We start from the raw sequence: 17,215 nt of genomic DNA on the forward strand, positions 1-17,215 counted from the left end.
CATTTTTTATTTAAGAATTAGGATATGGAATCACTTCTACCTGATTTTCCTGCAGCTTCTTTTTAAAAGCCGAATCACAAAGAATTGTCACTTCTTTAATTCGGGGTATATTAAATGAAGAACCAAAGTAAAGTGTTTCATCCACAAATGCGGGATGAACCATAAACTCAGTTATTTGGTTATCCTGCAGACGGTCAAGAACAGCTTGTATTTCTGTTAAACATTGTTCTTGATCCGCATGATAAGATTTATCCAAACTGCGAATATGCGAGTAATTCATCAGATCATCAAAACCGGCAATTCCTCTTTGATAAGACAACTTAACTTGATCTTCGATACCGTAGCAATTTCTAACCGGTAACTGATACTTATCAGAAATACGCTGAGTAAGAGCTAAGTTCTCAGAAAAAGAATGAACATGATGATGACTATCTAAATGAGTTAGCTTCATTCCTTTACTTATCAGGAAATCAACTTGTGCGCACCACTCACGGTAAATTTCTTCCGGGTCCATTTCACTGCGGTGTTTTTTATAACCAGCTAAATGGTAGAATTCACCATTAGTATCAACCAGCGTTTTGGCATCCGTCATTGGTTTACCAGTCGTAATGTTAAGGTGACAACCAACTCCTAAGTCTTTGTTTTCATTTGCTAAATTGATTGCCTCTAAACAACCTGGCATATTTGCCATAAGCGTTGTAGAAGAAACCATCCCATCTTTATACGCTTTAATAACTCCTCGATTTACGGCCAGTGAATAGCCAAAATCATCGGCATTAATAACAACTTGCTTCATTCACACACACCTTTCAAATCATTTAAAACGCTTTCTTTAAACAAAGTTAATATAGTATAATGAAAGGGCAATAACAACAAAACACACAAATTATGGTGTGATTTTCAAAATAGGAAAATATTTTCAAAATAGCAAGGTAGTGTGTTAAATGACAAAAATCTTTCAAATTGACCGTTTGTTCCCTAATAATCATTTGCGTCATCAAGATATTAAAGTGATTGAGTCGATTATTGACTCCATCATCACCAACGATAGCTTAGACATTCGCTACATAGCTAAGAAAAATTATCTGTCAACTGCTTCAATCAGCAGGCTAGTAAAGAGGGCAGGTTTTGCTAACTTTAAAGAATTTATCTTTTTCCTTTCTTCCCGTTACAAAACTCAGCCGCTAAGGACCTTTGCCAACCTGCCATTTGTCCACTGTAATTTAAACGCTGAGGTAGTTGCTGATTTCTTCAATAAAATTAAGCTGGAAAAAAGAACTTATTTATTTGGTGAGGGCTTTTGCAAAATTCTAGTAAATTACACTTATCGCAAATTATTGCTTAAAAAAATTTATGGTGTAGACTTGGATGGCGTTGAAATCTCAATTGCATCTGATCAATCGCCTCATACTTTGATTACGTTCTCACAATCTGGAGAAAATAAAAATGGTTTGATCAAAATTGCAGGTTGTAAGAAAGATGGCGGCGATATTATTACGATCACTGCTACACCACACAGCACTTATGCCAACATTGGTGATTTAGCTTTTGTCGTAGAAAGTGGCAGCGGTGTGCCCGATCCTGAGAACACCAGCCTAAACTATTTTTATGGTAATACTATTAATTTAATTGAAAATATTGTTAGTCAGTATTTATAATTAATTACAAAAAATAATAAATTTATGTATGATATTTATTTTTGCTTTTAGTATCAATGACTTTAACTTAGTTTTCTTAGAATTAAGCTAATTTTTCACAAAGATTAATTATAATCCGACTGGTAAAGAATATATTTGCTTAAATATTTAATTATAGAAAAAAGCGCTCCAATAATTAGATTATCTATCTAACTATTCTGGAGCACTTCACTTACCCTAGATTGAGAGCGCCATATTGCAAAGTCTTATTTTTAAGAAATTTGCATATCAATATGAGCATAAAGAAGCTGGTAATTATGCTTTTAAACATTAATTTACCAGCTTCTTTTTTAACACTTATTAATATGACATTAAAAATTAAACAATTTTAGTTATAAAGCTGCCTTAACAGCTTGATTGACAGCATCCTTTTCAGCATTAATCACGTCAACCTTGGACTCGATATTCTTGGTATCCATTCTGATCTCACGACCAAAACCCGGCTGATCAACCTTTGGCTCAAAGAATTCTTTGAATTCTTCCAATCTCTTTTCAGTATGGAAAATGTTTGAAGCCACAGTAATATAAGTGGTAAATTCCATATCACCACCGACTGTTTTTTCCAGCCATGACCATTGGTCCCGTAACCAGTCCCAAGCAAATTGTTCGCCTTTTGGATTAGCTAAGACATTCGCAAACCAAGAACGCAAATCTTGTGGCTTAACGACTGCAGCATTTTCAAAATTCTCAATAAGTTCCTTGATTTCAGCGGGATCCTTGGTGTTGGTAATACCAGCAGTAAGATCGTCCTTATAGTTAGGATCGATGGCAGCTTGATATTCTTTCAGCAAACGATCAACTAGACCCGCTTTATTATAGTTTTTAACTTCATTCATTAAAACATACGGTCTAACTGAAGCATCAATTTCGTTTAAGTTTTGATCGTGCTCAGTAAAAATTTGGTGACCATCTTTTATCACAGCAGAATTATCGGCATACAACGACAAAGCTATTTCTAATGGACGAATTCTCTTATCATCATCTGTATCGGAAGCTTGTGCCTGCCAGCCCAACCGTTCGACTTGCTTTTGGGTCAATTTATTAACGAATGCCTTTAAATCTTTTTCTGCAGGTGAATTCGGAATAACAAATTTACGCAATGAACGAACACTGGAAGATAACGCACTAATGACAATATATGACTTAGAATCTGCAAATTTTGGCAGTAACGGGACAATCTCAGCGTATGAAATTTGTTTACTTTCTGCTAAAAGTCCCAAGTCTTGCAGTAATTGTAATTGATCAACCGGCTTCAACTTAGTAAATTCAGCCATAACATCATTCATTAAGGTTTCATCATAATTAACAATGAAGTGCGAACTATTGCCTACATTTACACGTAAAGCGTGACCGGCAGCACTGCGCAACTCTTGATAATCTCCTAGATCCAGTTCTCTTTCAGACATAATTTGTGGTGCCTTAAAGTTTGCATTCAATGGAATAGCCCACTTACGTCCAACATCTTTGCCTTCACCAATGAAGAATTGCTTTTGGCTCAAAATCAAGTGACCAGCTGAGTTTACTTTGGCGGAAACTACTGGGTAACCCGGTTGATCAAGCCAAGTATGCATGATCTTGCCAATATCTAAATCAGTAGCAGTTGAAAGGGCGTTCCATAAATCATCACCGGTGGCGTTGCCATAATGGTGTTGCTCAAAGTAATACTTAAGTCCCTTACGCAAAGCATCATCTCCTAAGAGTGCCCGTACCATAACCAGCATCCTTGAACCTTTAGCGTAAACAATTGCACTATCAAAAATTGAATCAATATCAGCTGGATGTTCCACATCAACGTGAACGGATTGGACACCATCAGTGGCATCACGTTTTAAAGCTGCTGGTACTTCCGAAATTTGGTAAAGATTATCCCAAACATGCCAGTTTGGCTCTAAAGCATCAACTGAAACATATTCCATCATGTTGGCAAAACTTTCATTGAGCCACAAATCGTCCCACCACTTCATAGTAACTAAGTCGCCAAACCATTGGTGCGCCAATTCGTGAGCGATAACCGTTGCCACATAAGCTTTTTGGTACGGTGTTGCATTATCAGGATCAAGCAAAATTGCGACTTCACGGTATGTGACTAGTCCCCAGTTTTCCATTGCTCCGGCAGAAAAGTCAGACAGCGCTAATTGCCAAGAATGTGGCAGCGGGTACTTGGTTTGGTAAAATTCTTCGTAAAATTCAATTGCCCGTTTTGCGATATCCAAAGCAAAGTCTAATTCCTTAGCTTGATGTGCTTTAGTCGCAAAAACTCCCACTTGAACGCCGTCTTTGGTTTCGGTAAGCTTTGATTGTAATTCACCAAAGGAAAAGGCAATCAAGTAGCTGGACATTCTAACGGTTTGTTCGAAGTAGTGAACGCCATCTTCAACTTTAACTTCCGGCATGTTGGCAATCGTAGTTTCACCTTCATGCTCATCATACTTAAGTGCTAAAGAAAAAGTAGCTTTGGCTTCCGGTTCATCAACACATGGGAAAGCCTGACGTGCAGCTGTTGTTTCAAATTGAGTACCGATAATCTGTTTTTGCACACCATCAACTTGATAGTATGACGGATAAATTCCCATCATAGAATCAGTCAGCGGTGCCGAATACTTAATCTCAACTGTGACTTTGCCGGTCTGACCCAGTTCGATTTCAATTGCTTCTTTTTCGTCATTTACAGTGAACGGTACTTTTTTACCTTCACTTGTTACTGAAGCAATCTTCATATACTTCTGATTAATTAAAATAGTATCCTCAATTGCTTCACCGGTAATTGTCGAAGTACCATTAATACTTTTCTGCTCCCGATTGATGTCTATGAATAAATCATAGTGTTCAGGGTGAAAAGTTTCATAAAAATGTTTAGCAGCCATATTTACCTCCTAAAATACTAATTACTACCAATTTTAACAGACATAAATAAAAATGACATTAAAACATTCATGTAAGTAATAATTGGCTTTATCAAAATAAATTTTTTCAAAACTAGTAGAATTATTAAATTTTTAAAAAATTTTGTAAGAGTTGCGTGTTATTTCTGTAACAACAATGACACATTGACTGTGTACTATTATCCATAGAATTAATACAGTTAATTGTGGGGATTGAATATATTGAAGAAAAGTAAAAGTTTAATACTTAAGTTAATTACAGCACTGGCGCTATCATTTAGTTTCGTCACTGCTTTGGAAACTACTAATAATAATTCATGTACGCAAACAGTACAGGCTGCCAAGATGTCAAAAGCAGAACGTGCAGCCAAGAGATGGATTGCAATGCGTGAATCGGGTGGTAATTATTACGCACGTAATGGTGTTTGTTATGGCAAATACCAATTAAACATTGCTTACCTAAACGGCAATTATTCTAAAAAGAATCAAGAAAGAACCGCTGACAGATATGTTTACGGTCGTTATGGTTCATGGGTTAACGCTAAGAACTTTTGGTTAGCCCACCACTGGTATTAATAAGTATCTCTTTAATGCACTATCCCATTAAAAAACGCAGCCTGACTAATTTGTTAGGTTGCGTTTTTGTTTGAAACAATTTCTTTTAAAGTTACTTATTCTCTTCAACTATTTGCCTAACTTTTGCATACCGCTCATCCCATTTATTAATGATTAAGTTATCGTATTTCTGTTTTAATAAAAAGTCGAGCAAGTCCTTTTTATCAGGTCGATCTAAAAACAAATATTTTTGTGGAACAACGATTTCAGGCATAACTGCTCGCAAATGTTTGAGAGAAATTTTTTTAATAGCACATGAGTTTAAAATAGGGATAATGCAGCCATCATCTTTAGGCATAAAATAGTCATATATTTCTCCATAATCGTCTTTTTGAATTTCTTGGCCTATCTGAGCTAAAGTAGCAGCATTACTGCGAATCAAAGGAGCACATTTGATAAATAGTTGTATTCCACCATTACTGCCGGTAGTATAAACAAAAGCCTGAAAACTATCTTTAAAAAAACTCTTGCGGTATTCAATTATTTTTTGTCCCGTTACAATTTCTTTTACGTATTCCTCATGCAGAGATAATAATAAAGTAGGTAAAAACGGATCATAAACTTCATCTTTTATTGTACACATTATCAATAATATCTTTCTTTGTTACTAACTTTTTGATACTTATTCCCATTATAAATATGTTTAGTTAAACAAGCAACCTTGTAAAAAGACTTACATGACGAAAGTTGTCCAACTTTTGGAGCTCAGCACAACAGCATGAGTTTTTTGCAAAACAAAAAACACTAAGCCATTTAGTAACTTAGTGCTCAAGGTTTTGTAAAATTATTAACTAAATTCGACAGAAGCCAAAATTAGTCGTCTAATTTTTAAGTATTACATGATTTTAAAAGGTTCAATTAAAGTTGCAAAACATTTGCTTTCCCCCGGATTAAGCAAAATGTTACCTAATTTTTGATACCAATTGCTAGTTTTGCCAGCTTCATCTGGCAAACCCGCAAAAGGTTCTATACAGACAAATGGCGCATTCTTGCCTTCTGGACTCCATAATGTTAAATATGGAAAATCTTTAAGATTAATTTTCAGAATTTTAGTATCAGGCTTACGTTTCAATAATATAGAATTAGCGTTATGAACGTCTAAAATTACCAAGCCATGATCTAATAAACTGCGACTAAGCGGAATTTCAAAGAAATTTGCTTTGACTAAAGGAAAAACTGTGCCATTACGAAAAGGTACTGGTCCTACACCATATACCGAAATAGGGGTATCGCTGCCTTTAAGTTCTATACTATATTCTTCAAGAAAACCTCTAATATTCCATCCTGGATGGAAACCCAACGCGAATGGCATTATAGTCTGATTGGGGTTTTCAACAGTAAAATTAATTTTCAAGCCTTGATTAACCAACTCATACATGACATGCAACTCATAATTAAAAGGGAAAACCTTCATAGTGGCAGAAGTCGCATGTTGTACCAGCTCTACTTTATTATTACCATATTTCTTAATTTCATCAAACTGATAATCACGAGCAAAACCATGTTGTTTCATATTATAGTATTTGTTGTTTAGTATATATTTACCATTATTTGATCGGCCAATAGCTGGGAAAAGGATAGGTGATGGCGCTTCCAAATTGAGCCATCCGGATCATTCCAAATCAAGTCATAATCAACATTTTTAAGCACAAAATGTGTTAATTCTGCACCAATTTCGTTTATTTCTACTTGATATTTGTCATTTTCAATTTTAATCAATTTATTAATGCACTTTCCTAATCATCCTCCAGATGTCGAATCACACTAGAATATATTTCTTTGGAAGTAATCGCAGCTAAGAAATCTTTAGCAAAGACATCATTCACAAATAAATTCATGAGTGCTGCCAGAACATTAACTTGCTTTTGACCATCTTTAATTCCCAAAATAAAAACATCTTTAACCTTGATCTTTTCTTTGTCTGCCATTTGCTGCACAGTAATTGGCTTAGTCAAACGCAAAATATAAATAAAAGGTAAGTTTATATTTTCGGGATCTGCATGCGGAATTGCAATATTAAAATTTTTAGTCATTAATCCAGTAGGGAATTCTTTTTCTCTTTTTGCTAAAGCTGCCGCATATCCTGGTTTAACTAATCTTTTTTCTAATAACTTTTTAGATGCATAATTAAACAATTCAATTTCGTTATTAACCTTAATATCTACATCTATCAAATCAGTTTTAAAAACATCTTTAAAACTCATCAGTCAGCTCTCTTTCTATCTCTTAAGAAAGTTTTTGGTAAACAAAGCTCTCTTTAGCAATCTTGGCATTCCATTCCAATCTTTCAGCCATATCATAAGCTTTTTCAAGAGTAGGTCCTGTTACTAAAATACCGTGCCGATTAAGCAGATATGCCTTAGTAGCTTGCTGGTCAGCACGAACTTGTGCCCGCACAGTATTTGCAAGGTCCATTGTCATTGCCTTATGATATTTGAAACATTTAATAGTTCCTATTTTTTGTGTTGCCTCAGTTAAGTTAGGCATATCAATTCCTAAAGTTGAAAAAGTCATTGATTCAAGAGCATGGGCATGAACAACAGCACCAATTTCTGGATTTTCTTCATAGCAAGCCATGTGCATATTTACTTCTCTGGTTACTTGACCGTCTCCTTCAATAACGTTCTCGTCTTTATCCAAAACTAGAATTTGATCTGGACGCAAATTACAATGAAAGTCTTCTGACATTAGCCTAGGTGTCATAATGTAGTGATTTTCATCTACTCTTACACTGACATTACCACCAGCTGAGTTAGTTACTTTTCGTTCGTACATATTTTTTACAAATTTGACCAGTTTTTCACGTTCACTTTGATATAACATAATGTTTTATTTTCCCCCTATTTAGCCAATTTTATACATTACCTTTATTGCACCCGAATTTTTATCATTAAGTACAGCAAACGGTTTATCTTTATCCTCTAATTTATAAATTCCAGTAATAAGCCTCTGGGTGTTGATTCTACCTGATGACAGATAATCAATTGCTGCATGCCATTCATATCCTGGAAATGGTGCTGAGAACGATAGCCAAGAACCTGTAATCTCAAGCTCTTTGCGCAAAATCTGCTCAAATTCTTGATACTGAAAGGTTGTAGGCCTAGTAGTCTTACCGATAAAAACTACTTTTGCATGTTTACCAGCATATTTGATTGCTTGAACTTGAGTAATTGGGTTTCCTGCAGTTTCAAAAACTGCGTCAAATAAGCTATGAGCTTTAAAATATTCATTTAAATCAACTAAATCAACTTTAGCAGAATTTATCACTACATTTGCACCACATTCTTGTGCAACTTTTAAACTAGAATCTTTAATATCAACAACCGTAATTTTTCCCGCACCTCTAGCTTTAAGTGCCATAACAGTCAATAAACCAACTGAGCCTACACCCAAAACAAGTACATTTGCTCCCGCTCTGATATTGACCCGTTCAATACCATGAATCGCTACCGTAAGTGGCTCCACAGTTGCTGCTTCTGCCAAAGAGAGATTATCTGGTAAGACTAGACAATTTTGTGCTGGAACTGCAACATACTCAGCTAATGCACCTGGAACACTTGATCCAATGAAAGTATAATTTGTACACATAGATGGAAATCCTGCTTTACATTCATTACATTTTCCACATGGTATAAGTGGAGCTACGCTAACTTTATCGCCAATATTTAACCCTTTAACATCACTGCCTATTTTTTCTATAGTGCCTGAAAATTCATGTCCTGGAATTTGAGGAAAATGATGAACTTTGCCTTCGTAGTAGCGCGGCAAGTCTGATCCACAAATACCCGCATAAGCTACATGAATAAGTACCTGTTCATTATCAATTGCTGGAATAGAGATATCCTTTAACTCCATTTTATTTTTGGCAGTAATTACTAATGCTTTCATTACTTAGTTTTCTCCTATACTAAATCTTTTATTTGTATCTTTTCTCTTGTTTTTGATAATTGCTTTTGGGTAACTTCTGGAAACCAGTTTTCAACATTACTAGTTGAAAAAGCCAAGGCATCTCGTAAGGTCGACGTTGTTGTCTTCTTTTTTGCCAGTCCATGCATAAATTGTCCCAAAAAGAAATCACCACAAGCATTAGGATTTTTAACATCTACCGGTTGTGAATAACCATAAAGGTATTTATTACCAATTCTGCCGATTGCCCCTTTTCCTCCCAAAGTTATAATAAAATTAGTAATTGCGGGATTAACATCAAATTGTAAAAGATGAAAATAGTCCTGAATGGTTTCTAATTTTTTATCTGGGAATATGTCTAAAATTTCTTCGTTGTTAATCTTAATCATATAAGGAACTAATTTATATGCCTGTCTTAGAGGGACACCACTGGTATCAACTACCAGTTTTATTTTTACTCCTCTGTAAAGAAGTTCCTCGTATACATCGCTTATATAAGTTTCTGGCATTCCCTTCATCAATGAACCTGAGAAAACCACATAATCGCCATTTTTTACACTATCAAGAAGTGTATTAGTAAAGCTGTCAAATAAATGTTTATTCAGCTTAAAGCCATATTCTTGTGATAAAACAAGTGACCTGTCACTTTCATCAACCAAAATATGGCATAACCTAGTATTAGTATCAACATCCGTTTTAACTATCGGATAGTGATAGTAATCAGCTAACTGAATAAAATGTTCACCATATTTACCACCAAGAATTGTATGAATCTTAAAGTCCACATCGTTATTAAAACTCAGTGCATATGCCACATTAAAGCCTTTTCCACCTGGGACTTCTTTCATTTCTATTGGACGATTAGGTTTATCTCGTACTATTTTTTTAAAAAGTAAAGTCCTATCAATTGCAGGATTAGGGCAAATCAAATGAATCATAACTATTTTTACCTCTTATCTAAAAAATTCCGGCTAACAGTTTAAGTAAATAATATGTTATCCAAGAATACCATTGTGTACCAATTGCCAAGGAAGTTATTTGTGTTATTCCAGATGGTACATGATAGCCTATTGAAGATGCCAAATTAGTTAATAGAGGTGCGGCGAAGCTAGACATATAAAGCGTAATACTACAAATAAATACAGAAATTATTATTCCACGGAACAAATTGCCTTTTGAGGGCACGATGGCAAAAATCACGTAAAACGGTAAGGCAGTAAGATCTGCGAGTGGCATTGCTTTATTACCCGGAAGTATAAAAGCTAAAACCACCGTAATTGGTACCATAATTAAGCCCAAAGTTAAAACATATGGATTACCAATTCCTAAAGCTGCATCCATACCAATATAGAGCTTTTTACCGTTAAACCTTTTCTGCATAAATTCCTGTGCAGCTTCAGAAATTGTTGACAATCCATCCATTAAGATAGCAACCATTCTGGGAATAAGAACTAAACTGGCTGAAATTGCTACAGCTGTAGTTAATATTTTGGCAACAGACATTCTTGCGACTGCAGCCATAACTCCACCAATAATTAAGCCCATCATCATTGGCTCACCAAAAATTCCAAGATGCTGTTGTAATTTTTCTGGTGTCCAACTTATTTTCTTAACACCTGGTATTTGGTCAAGCAACCAATTTAAGGGGTAGCCTATAACTGCCCAGTTAGTAGTTTGTAATCCTGGAAAAGAAACTCCTTCCAAACCTAAATTTTCTTCCACATCCTTTTGCGTATAATCTGCCAATTTAAATATAATAGCCATATTAATTACTGCACTTAATACTGCTATAAACATATTTTTCGTAGTTAAATAAAGTGCACTAGCTGTAAATAAGGGTTGCCAATAATTCCAGATATCAATATCCATCGTTTTTGTCCAATTAAACGCAATCATAATGACATTAGTCAGAATAATTGCTAAGAAAACAAATGGTACTACTGGAGTGCCCCAAGCAATTGATGAGGCCACCGGCCACCCAGTATCAGTTGCTGTCAGATGAAAGTGATACTGCTTCACGAGGGCTTTGACTACTGGCGAAATTGAGTCCATCATCATTCCAGACATTACATTGATACCGACAAATCCTATTCCTACAGTTAGGCCCGCCTTAAATGCTACACCAATTTTTTTGCCAAAAATGAGACCTAATACGGTAATTATTATTGGCATCATGACACTAACACCTAAATTTACGATATATTGAAAAAAATTGAGAATTAGTTCCATAATGTACTCCCCCGCTTTAATCCTTTAGTATTTCTTGAATTTTAGAAATTGTCTTTTCCTTACTAATGCCAGTTAAAAGTGATTGTCCTAAAATTACAGGTACATTTCCTATATCAGCAGAAATCATAGTTGAAGACACTATCAAGTCTGGCTTCCTACTAGCTACTTTAGCTGGTATATCAGCAACGGTACATTGAACTATCTCAAAGGGAACCTTCAGTGCTGACACTATATCAGTTACTTTCTTATTTAGTATTGTTGATGTGGCAATACCCGTACCACAACAAACATATAATAATTTTTTATTCATATTGTTCTCCTCAGTATTTAATTTGGCTAAAAATTTACTTTATTAAAGTTTCTGATAAATAGTAGTTAATAAATCATATTCAGACTGATAACTATTATTTTTGTTATAAAATAAAACATCATAAATGCCATTTGAAGCACTAAGTCTTTGAACCCAAATCTCATTTTTAGTCGGTACTAGCAACCAAAAACCCAGTGTTTTTTTTCGCTTGAGCCACAATTCATAAATTTGCCCAAGAGCCAAATTTTTATTCTTTAATACAACTTTCTTAATCTTTTTAGGAACATAAAAAAGATAAATAATGTGAGCATACATTAGTAAAAAGCCGTAAATTAAAAAGCCAATTACATAAACTATCTTGTTTGTTGAAATGTTTTGAATAATTCCTTTCCCCAAATTGCCCAAAAAAAGATCATTAAGTGCTTTTACAAAATTTATCAATTTTCTTTTCCTTTCATTAACGTTAATTTTTCTATATAATTCTTCTAGAAATCGGTTTCAAATTTAATTGTAAATTCAATATCTTATATAAGCAATACGTTTCACTTATTATGAATTTTGTTCAATTTTTCCATTGATTTTATTCATACTTAGTCACAAAAATTGTAAGTTAGCTATAAAAGGAGGATATATTTTGTATAAGGATAGTAGATTACAACAAATTATGAACATTTTAAATTCTGTTGGAAAAATCAAAACATCAGAATTAGCTACTAAGGTTTACGTCAGTCCGTCAACCCTGCGGCGAGACTTAGTGTTATTAGAAAAGCAAAATATGATTAGCAGAAAATTTGGCTATGTCAGCTTACTAGGAAAAGCAAATTTAGAGTTTCCTTATTCAGTACGAGAGCAAGAAAATATAAAAGGTAAGAAATACATTTGTGAAAAAGCAACTTCCTTTATCACCAACAATATGGCTGTCTTTTTAGATTCAAGTTCTACGACCAGCTTTATTCCTGATTATTTATTTAGAAAAAACAAATTAGTATTTATCACAAATGGTCTTTTACATGCCTATAAATTAAGCAAATTAGAAAACGTGACGTTATATACTTTAGGTGGTCATAATCCGAGAAACTTTGGTGGAACAGTTGGTAGCGACACAATTGATCAAATTAATAACTATAATACAAATCTAGCAATTGTTTCTTTTGGTAGCTTACTAAATCACAGTGTTTACATAACTGACAAAGAACAAGCTAACTTTCGTTTAGCGATGATTGCCAATGCAAAAGAAAGTATACTTTTAATGGACAGCAGTAAATTTGAACAGAGTGATTTTATTAAAGCTAGCAATTTAAAGGTTTTTAAAGCAATCATTTCTGACAAGAAGCCTCCAAAGGATACAATCAAGTACTGTAACAAAAACCAAATTGAAGTTATCTGGTAGTTTATAGCAAACTACTCAGCAGCTGGATATTTAAAAGAAAATTAAAACAACAATATTAAATTATTTTCATAAAAAAAACTGAGCTGTACCTCAACCATTGAAGTACAGCTCAGTTTTTCTAATCATCTTATGCTCTGTGTCTTAATAAATGAACTTTTGCGGGTTCACCTTTTAACCAAGTAGCAAAGAATGCATAGCCGAAGACCATTAAAGCAACTACAGCCGCCAAAATAATCATATTATTATTGTCCAGCGAAATTGCTTGCTCTTCTTCTAGCAGATTCTTTGACTCATTAACTTGATTGCATAATCCAAAGAATAACATGATTAGACTACTTAGAGTTAGTAAGCCATTAACTGCCGTTAAAATTTTTATCTTCGTTAGCTTCAAAAAATCATGTCCTTTCTTTCGATTTAAATATCGGTATTATATACCCTCTGGAAATAAATGCAAGGCCTTTGCTTAAAATAATTTAAATTTTTTATTTCTAATATGAGTATTATTATAATTTTATAATTAAAACTTCTAAATCCGAACAAAAAGAAGTACAGAATCTGTACTCCCTTTTATTGCCATTCACTTGTTAACCATTCCTGTGCCAGTTCAAACCAATGGGCAGCGTGCGGATTTTCTTGCCATTCCCTGCCTTTAACTACCATATCTTTTCGTGCTAAAGAAAAACCGTGACCACCACGATTGAAAATATGAACTTCACATGGAACTTTATTATCATGTAAAGCTGCTGCATACTCAAACGTATTAGTGACAAGAACCACCGGATCATCCCAGGCATGAAAAATAAATGTTGCTGGCGTATTAGTGGTTACGCCTAAAGAACTATCCTTGATAAATTCATCTTGCGGAACTTTATCCTGCTCATCTTCTGGGATATCAAAGCCAATTTTGGTCAAGTTAATTAAAGGATAACCCAAAATAGTTTTATTAGGCAAAACTTCTTCACTCTTAAAGCCAAACTCTTTCTGATACTTTGAAGAATTAGCCATGCTGTTGGCAAAACTAGTTACGTGACCACCAGCGGAAAAGCCAATCGTGACTATTTTGTTGGGATCAATCTGATATTCTTGCGCATGATCGCGAAAGTACTTAACAGTAGTTAATACGTCCAGACCTGCATCCGGGTAAATATCGCCTTCATCTTGCACGAGGTTATATTCCATAACCACACTGTTAAAACCACGGTTATTAAAAGCCAGCGCTACAGGTTCACTTTCTCTTTGGGATAAATGATCGAAGCTACCTCCAGGAACAACAATTGCCAGGGGGTGTTCTGGTGTTACCAGCTCGCCAATTGACCCCAAAGTGTATGTGTGCACGTTGAACTTGCGCTGGTTAAAATTAGTTAATGTTAAATCATTTACTTTCATTTTTCTCCCCCACTTTTACCATGTTTTTTGCTAAAAAGGTTGTTGCTAATGGTACTGTTAATAATACACCAATTAAAGAATACATTATAATTAAAGCTTCATTAACAAACATTTTTTCATTTAGTACTTCGCCTAAAGTGTAATTCAAACGAATGTACCATAAAAATAATGAAAGGAAGCTGCCAAACATTCCAAATAAAATAGTATTCATTGCTGTGCCCAAGACGTCATTACCAATTTTGGCTCCGCTAGCTCTCAGATCTTCATACGAAATTGCTGGATTATGTTTTTTGATTTCCAGCAAACCTGAACTCATTGATACAGCAGCTTCTGCCACTGCGCCAAGTGTGGAAAAGATGGCAACTGCTACTGCAATTAAGGGATAACTTAAGCCCGGCATTTGCGACAAGCCAACCAAAATTTCACCAGCTTCTGGTCCAAGTCCGGCAGCTTGCGCCAGCCATTCAAAACCCAGAACGATCAAGCTGGCTGCTAAACAAACAACCAGAGAAGAATAAAATGAATTTTTAGCAACCTGATAATCATGCGTGCCTAAGAAAATAATAGTTACCAATTTTAAAGGAACAAAAATCAAAATCAAAAGAGGAATGTTGATACCCCAAGAAATCAAGATGGCGACTAAGATTAGTAATAAAGTGTTGATCAAAACGCTAAAGAAACTGCGAATTCCCGTTTCTCCACCTACAATCGTCATTAAGATTGCCAGCACGATCAGTAAGGCCGTTAATGTACTCATTCTTCAGTCCCCACTTTCCGCTTTTTTTCTTCTAAAAACAGCAGACTGCAGCCAGTGGCAAAGACAACTGTTAAAACTATACCAATCGCTGAGATAATACTCTGCGTGACACCAAGTGAAAGAGTAAAACCAAAGGTGGAACGCAAACTGTTATTATCGCGCAAATAGATAATTGTCATTGGCAATTCTTCAGACATAAAGATTAACACCAAAACATTAATCAGAGGTCCCATGATTTCCTGACCCATAGTACGTCCACTTTTAATTAATTGCTTAGCAGTTAAATCTGCTTTAGTCTGAATTAATTCATAAAGACTGGAAATAATATCAGTAGCTTCATCCATTACAGCCCCTAAAATGCCTAGCAAGGTTTGTGCTAAAAAGATGCCGCGAGGATCTTGGGTGGCGTAATCTCCCATTTCGTATTTGATCTCCGATTCACCAGTCAGGCGCATAATCAAGTAACACAGTGCAAAAGAAACAAAAGTACCTAAAATTGTTGCCAGCCACGTTGTCAGCATTTTACGATTAAAGCCTTGAACAACCAATAAACTAAAGAATGAAAAAACAATATCAGCCAAACCAAACAGCAGGACAATATAAGAGCCGTTAAGTTTGATATCCAGCATGATAACAATATAAAAAATCATCCAGCTGAGTATCATTGACGCGATTAAGTTAAATGATTTTTTACCGGCAACTGCAACCATTAGCGTTGACATTACAGTCAAAGCTAAAACCAAAACCCAGTCTCGTTTGGGATCCTGAATAACCGGTTCACCATGTTTAACATTGACCAACACTCTTTGACCCGCGCGAAATTTTTGTGTAACTAATTGCGAGGGGTAATACATATTAATAGTTTTATAGGTTTGACCCTTAAACTTACCTGACAAAACTTTTAAATGAAGGACCTGCTTTCTGGTTTCATCTTTATTGCCATAGACATCTGTACTTTTTTCTTCTAAAGTATCCTTAATCTTAGTATCGGTAATTACAGCCACATCATTTTTAGAATAAATATCTGTCGCAAAATAGGTACAAGCTGTTAGAATCAAGCCTATAGCTGCAATTAATACCGCAAATAAGTAGCGCTTTTTTATTTTTTTCAACCAAATCATTCCAATCGATTTATACTTACCTACTGTAACTTAAAAGCAGCCATTAAACATAAATTTTAAGCTAAGTTTGCAAAATTTAAATATTATAAAAACGGCTTTTAACTAAAAGTCGTTTCTTCTATACCTACATATCGAGAAACCGTTGCCACCAATGTGTTTTTTCCGGCTCAACCTGCATGTCTGCTAATGTCCGGTGAGTATTGGCACTAGCACCTTTCTCAGCGTTTTCTTTAGCTTTAGCCAAAATTTCTTCATGCATTTGCTGGCTTGACTTTTCTTCGTCTTGTGCAACCTGAGCTCGCTTTGCAGCTGCAGTTAGTGGCTTAGTATCAGGCATCTCGTCAACATCTGTTATATCATCATTAGTCACGATTCCTGAAATATCAGGCAAAACGCTAAAATCATCTGTTGAACTAGTAGTTTTAGGAACAGGCTTTTCCAACTCTTTTTGCTTTTCCAATAACTGTTTATTCTGCATTTCGATATGATCCAACTGTTTTTGCAGATTACTCAGTGCCGTATTCTGCTGGCCAATTGTTTGCTGTAAAGCATTCAGTAGTTTCACCATCTGAGAAGTAGACATTACTTCCTGCTTTTTGTCATCTTCTGTTTTTTTAGGCTTATCTTTTTTAGCAGTAACCGCAAAAACCTGTTGAGCAGCTTCCTGTAAGGTTAAACCGTTATCCTGCGCCAATTTGTGAAAATCTTCCAGGTCCTGCACATCCTGCTTGCTATACAAACGCGCATTTTGCTTTGTTCTGGCATAATAATCAGGCTTACTAGTAACTTTTTCCACAATTAAAGAATATTTACGTAATGTAGCAACACTAATGTGCAGGTGTTTAGCTGTTGCCGAAGGTGCGGTTAATTCTTCAAAATTATGCTTATCTTCACTCATCAGATATACTCCCTAGCACAATTA

General features: G+C 35.0%; 20 protein-coding genes. 3 read left to right on the top strand and 17 right to left on the bottom strand.

Translation table 11 applies throughout. From position 1 onward, the window contains the following. Positions 1-10: 10 nt before the first annotated feature. The gene (locus Q0K80_RS01865; protein ID WP_294602311.1) at positions 11-796 is read right to left on the bottom strand and encodes a carbohydrate deacetylase; all 786 of its coding nucleotides are present in this window, start codon (positions 794-796) and stop codon (positions 11-13) included. Positions 797-944: 148 nt separating this feature from the next. Here Q0K80_RS01865 and Q0K80_RS01870 point away from each other — a divergent pair, with 148 nt between their 5' ends. Next, complete coding sequence (locus Q0K80_RS01870) at positions 945-1,658, top strand: MurR/RpiR family transcriptional regulator (RefSeq protein ID WP_294602314.1); 714 nt, start codon at positions 945-947, stop codon at positions 1,656-1,658. A gap of 371 nt (positions 1,659-2,029) precedes the next feature. On the opposite strand, the gene Q0K80_RS01875 is transcribed toward Q0K80_RS01870, so the two are convergent. Next, entirely contained in the window at positions 2,030-4,561 is a 2,532-nt protein-coding gene (locus tag Q0K80_RS01875; RefSeq protein WP_294602317.1) for a M1 family metallopeptidase, read from the bottom strand. A 237-nt stretch (positions 4,562-4,798) separates the two neighbouring features. On the opposite strand from Q0K80_RS01875, the gene Q0K80_RS01880 reads away from it, so the two are divergent. Next, entirely contained in the window at positions 4,799-5,155 is a 357-nt protein-coding gene (locus tag Q0K80_RS01880) for an aggregation promoting factor surface protein (RefSeq protein WP_294602459.1), read from the top strand. 91 nt (positions 5,156-5,246) lie between these two features. Here Q0K80_RS01880 and Q0K80_RS01885 read toward each other — a convergent pair whose 3' ends face one another. From Q0K80_RS01885 to Q0K80_RS01930, 10 genes are all read right to left on the bottom strand, one after another. Then, positions 5,247-5,777: a hypothetical protein gene (locus Q0K80_RS01885; protein WP_294602320.1), complete on the bottom strand. Its 531-nt coding sequence runs from the start codon at positions 5,775-5,777 to the stop codon at positions 5,247-5,249. Between the two features lie 252 nt (positions 5,778-6,029). Further along, entirely contained in the window at positions 6,030-6,791 is a 762-nt protein-coding gene (locus tag Q0K80_RS01890) for an aldose 1-epimerase family protein (protein WP_294602323.1), read from the bottom strand. Next, positions 6,725-6,913 (bottom strand): hypothetical protein, encoded by a 189-nt coding sequence (locus Q0K80_RS01895; protein ID WP_294602326.1) that lies wholly within the window; start codon positions 6,911-6,913, stop codon positions 6,725-6,727. The genes Q0K80_RS01890 and Q0K80_RS01895 overlap by 67 nt, the downstream gene beginning before the upstream one ends. A 17-nt stretch (positions 6,914-6,930) precedes the next feature. Then, on the bottom strand, positions 6,931-7,398 hold the full coding sequence (locus Q0K80_RS01900) for a PTS sugar transporter subunit IIA (RefSeq protein ID WP_294602328.1): 468 nt from the start codon (positions 7,396-7,398) through the stop codon (positions 6,931-6,933). A gap of 22 nt (positions 7,399-7,420) precedes the next feature. Continuing rightward, positions 7,421-8,017, bottom strand: coding sequence for a class II aldolase/adducin family protein (locus Q0K80_RS01905; RefSeq protein WP_294602331.1), 597 nt, complete (start codon positions 8,015-8,017; stop codon positions 7,421-7,423). Between the two features lie 21 nt (positions 8,018-8,038). Beyond that, a complete protein-coding gene (locus tag Q0K80_RS01910) occupies positions 8,039-9,082 on the bottom strand; it encodes a galactitol-1-phosphate 5-dehydrogenase (RefSeq protein ID WP_294602334.1) in 1,044 nt (347 codons plus the stop codon). Between the two features lie 14 nt (positions 9,083-9,096). Continuing rightward, positions 9,097-10,038, bottom strand: coding sequence for a PfkB family carbohydrate kinase (locus tag Q0K80_RS01915; protein WP_294602336.1), 942 nt, complete (start codon positions 10,036-10,038; stop codon positions 9,097-9,099). 19 nt (positions 10,039-10,057) lie between these two features. Continuing rightward, positions 10,058-11,329, bottom strand: coding sequence for a PTS transporter subunit IIC (locus Q0K80_RS01920; protein ID WP_294602338.1), 1,272 nt, complete (start codon positions 11,327-11,329; stop codon positions 10,058-10,060). A gap of 16 nt (positions 11,330-11,345) precedes the next feature. Then, entirely contained in the window at positions 11,346-11,639 is a 294-nt protein-coding gene (locus tag Q0K80_RS01925; protein ID WP_294602339.1) for a PTS galactitol transporter subunit IIB, read from the bottom strand. Positions 11,640-11,681: 42 nt separating this feature from the next. Beyond that, on the bottom strand, positions 11,682-12,080 hold the full coding sequence (locus Q0K80_RS01930; protein ID WP_294602341.1) for a hypothetical protein: 399 nt from the start codon (positions 12,078-12,080) through the stop codon (positions 11,682-11,684). Between the two features lie 193 nt (positions 12,081-12,273). Between Q0K80_RS01930 and Q0K80_RS01935 the strand changes: the two genes are divergently transcribed. After that, a complete protein-coding gene (locus Q0K80_RS01935; protein WP_294602344.1) occupies positions 12,274-13,029 on the top strand; it encodes a DeoR/GlpR family DNA-binding transcription regulator in 756 nt (251 codons plus the stop codon). 127 nt (positions 13,030-13,156) lie between these two features. Here the strand turns inward: Q0K80_RS01935 and Q0K80_RS01940 are convergent, their stop codons facing one another. From Q0K80_RS01940 to Q0K80_RS01960, 5 genes are all read right to left on the bottom strand, one after another. Continuing rightward, positions 13,157-13,420 (bottom strand): hypothetical protein, encoded by a 264-nt coding sequence (locus tag Q0K80_RS01940; RefSeq protein WP_046324173.1) that lies wholly within the window; start codon positions 13,418-13,420, stop codon positions 13,157-13,159. A gap of 176 nt (positions 13,421-13,596) precedes the next feature. Beyond that, positions 13,597-14,415: an alpha/beta hydrolase gene (locus Q0K80_RS01945; RefSeq protein WP_294602347.1), complete on the bottom strand. Its 819-nt coding sequence runs from the start codon at positions 14,413-14,415 to the stop codon at positions 13,597-13,599. Next, on the bottom strand, positions 14,402-15,172 hold the full coding sequence (locus tag Q0K80_RS01950; RefSeq protein WP_294602350.1) for a YibE/F family protein: 771 nt from the start codon (positions 15,170-15,172) through the stop codon (positions 14,402-14,404). The genes Q0K80_RS01945 and Q0K80_RS01950 overlap by 14 nt, the downstream gene beginning before the upstream one ends. Then, positions 15,169-16,284 (bottom strand): YibE/F family protein, encoded by a 1,116-nt coding sequence (locus Q0K80_RS01955; RefSeq protein WP_294602353.1) that lies wholly within the window; start codon positions 16,282-16,284, stop codon positions 15,169-15,171. Before Q0K80_RS01955 ends, Q0K80_RS01950 begins: the two co-directional genes overlap by 4 nt. A gap of 133 nt (positions 16,285-16,417) precedes the next feature. Further along, positions 16,418-17,191, bottom strand: coding sequence for a transcriptional regulator (locus tag Q0K80_RS01960; protein WP_294602355.1), 774 nt, complete (start codon positions 17,189-17,191; stop codon positions 16,418-16,420). Between the last annotated feature and the right edge of the window lie 24 nt (positions 17,192-17,215).

The organism is uncultured Lactobacillus sp. (genome assembly GCF_945290125.1).
Taxonomy (GTDB): domain Bacteria; phylum Bacillota; class Bacilli; order Lactobacillales; family Lactobacillaceae; genus Lactobacillus; species Lactobacillus rizhaonensis.

Excerpts from the sequence above, each read along its gene's own strand:
- Q0K80_RS01910 (WP_294602334.1), bottom strand. The coding sequence starts at position 9,082 with ATGAAAGCATTAGTAATTACTGCCAAAAATAAAATGGAGTTAAAGGAT.
- Q0K80_RS01900 (WP_294602328.1), bottom strand. The coding sequence starts at position 7,398 with ATGAGTTTTAAAGATGTTTTTAAAACTGATTTGATAGATGTAGATATT.
- Q0K80_RS01905 (WP_294602331.1), bottom strand. The coding sequence starts at position 8,017 with ATGTTATATCAAAGTGAACGTGAAAAACTGGTCAAATTTGTAAAAAAT.
- Q0K80_RS01945 (WP_294602347.1), bottom strand. The coding sequence starts at position 14,415 with ATGAAAGTAAATGATTTAACATTAACTAATTTTAACCAGCGCAAGTTC.
- Q0K80_RS01925 (WP_294602339.1), bottom strand. The coding sequence starts at position 11,639 with ATGAATAAAAAATTATTATATGTTTGTTGTGGTACGGGTATTGCCACA.
- Q0K80_RS01875 (WP_294602317.1), bottom strand. The coding sequence starts at position 4,561 with ATGGCTGCTAAACATTTTTATGAAACTTTTCACCCTGAACACTATGAT.
- Q0K80_RS01915 (WP_294602336.1), bottom strand. The coding sequence starts at position 10,038 with ATGATTCATTTGATTTGCCCTAATCCTGCAATTGATAGGACTTTACTT.
- Q0K80_RS01885 (WP_294602320.1), bottom strand. The coding sequence starts at position 5,777 with ATGTGTACAATAAAAGATGAAGTTTATGATCCGTTTTTACCTACTTTA.
- Q0K80_RS01950 (WP_294602350.1), bottom strand. The coding sequence starts at position 15,172 with ATGAGTACATTAACGGCCTTACTGATCGTGCTGGCAATCTTAATGACG.
- Q0K80_RS01865 (WP_294602311.1), bottom strand. The coding sequence starts at position 796 with ATGAAGCAAGTTGTTATTAATGCCGATGATTTTGGCTATTCACTGGCC.
- Q0K80_RS01920 (WP_294602338.1), bottom strand. The coding sequence starts at position 11,329 with ATGGAACTAATTCTCAATTTTTTTCAATATATCGTAAATTTAGGTGTT.
- Q0K80_RS01960 (WP_294602355.1), bottom strand. The coding sequence starts at position 17,191 with ATGAGTGAAGATAAGCATAATTTTGAAGAATTAACCGCACCTTCGGCA.
- Q0K80_RS01870 (WP_294602314.1), top strand. The coding sequence starts at position 945 with ATGACAAAAATCTTTCAAATTGACCGTTTGTTCCCTAATAATCATTTG.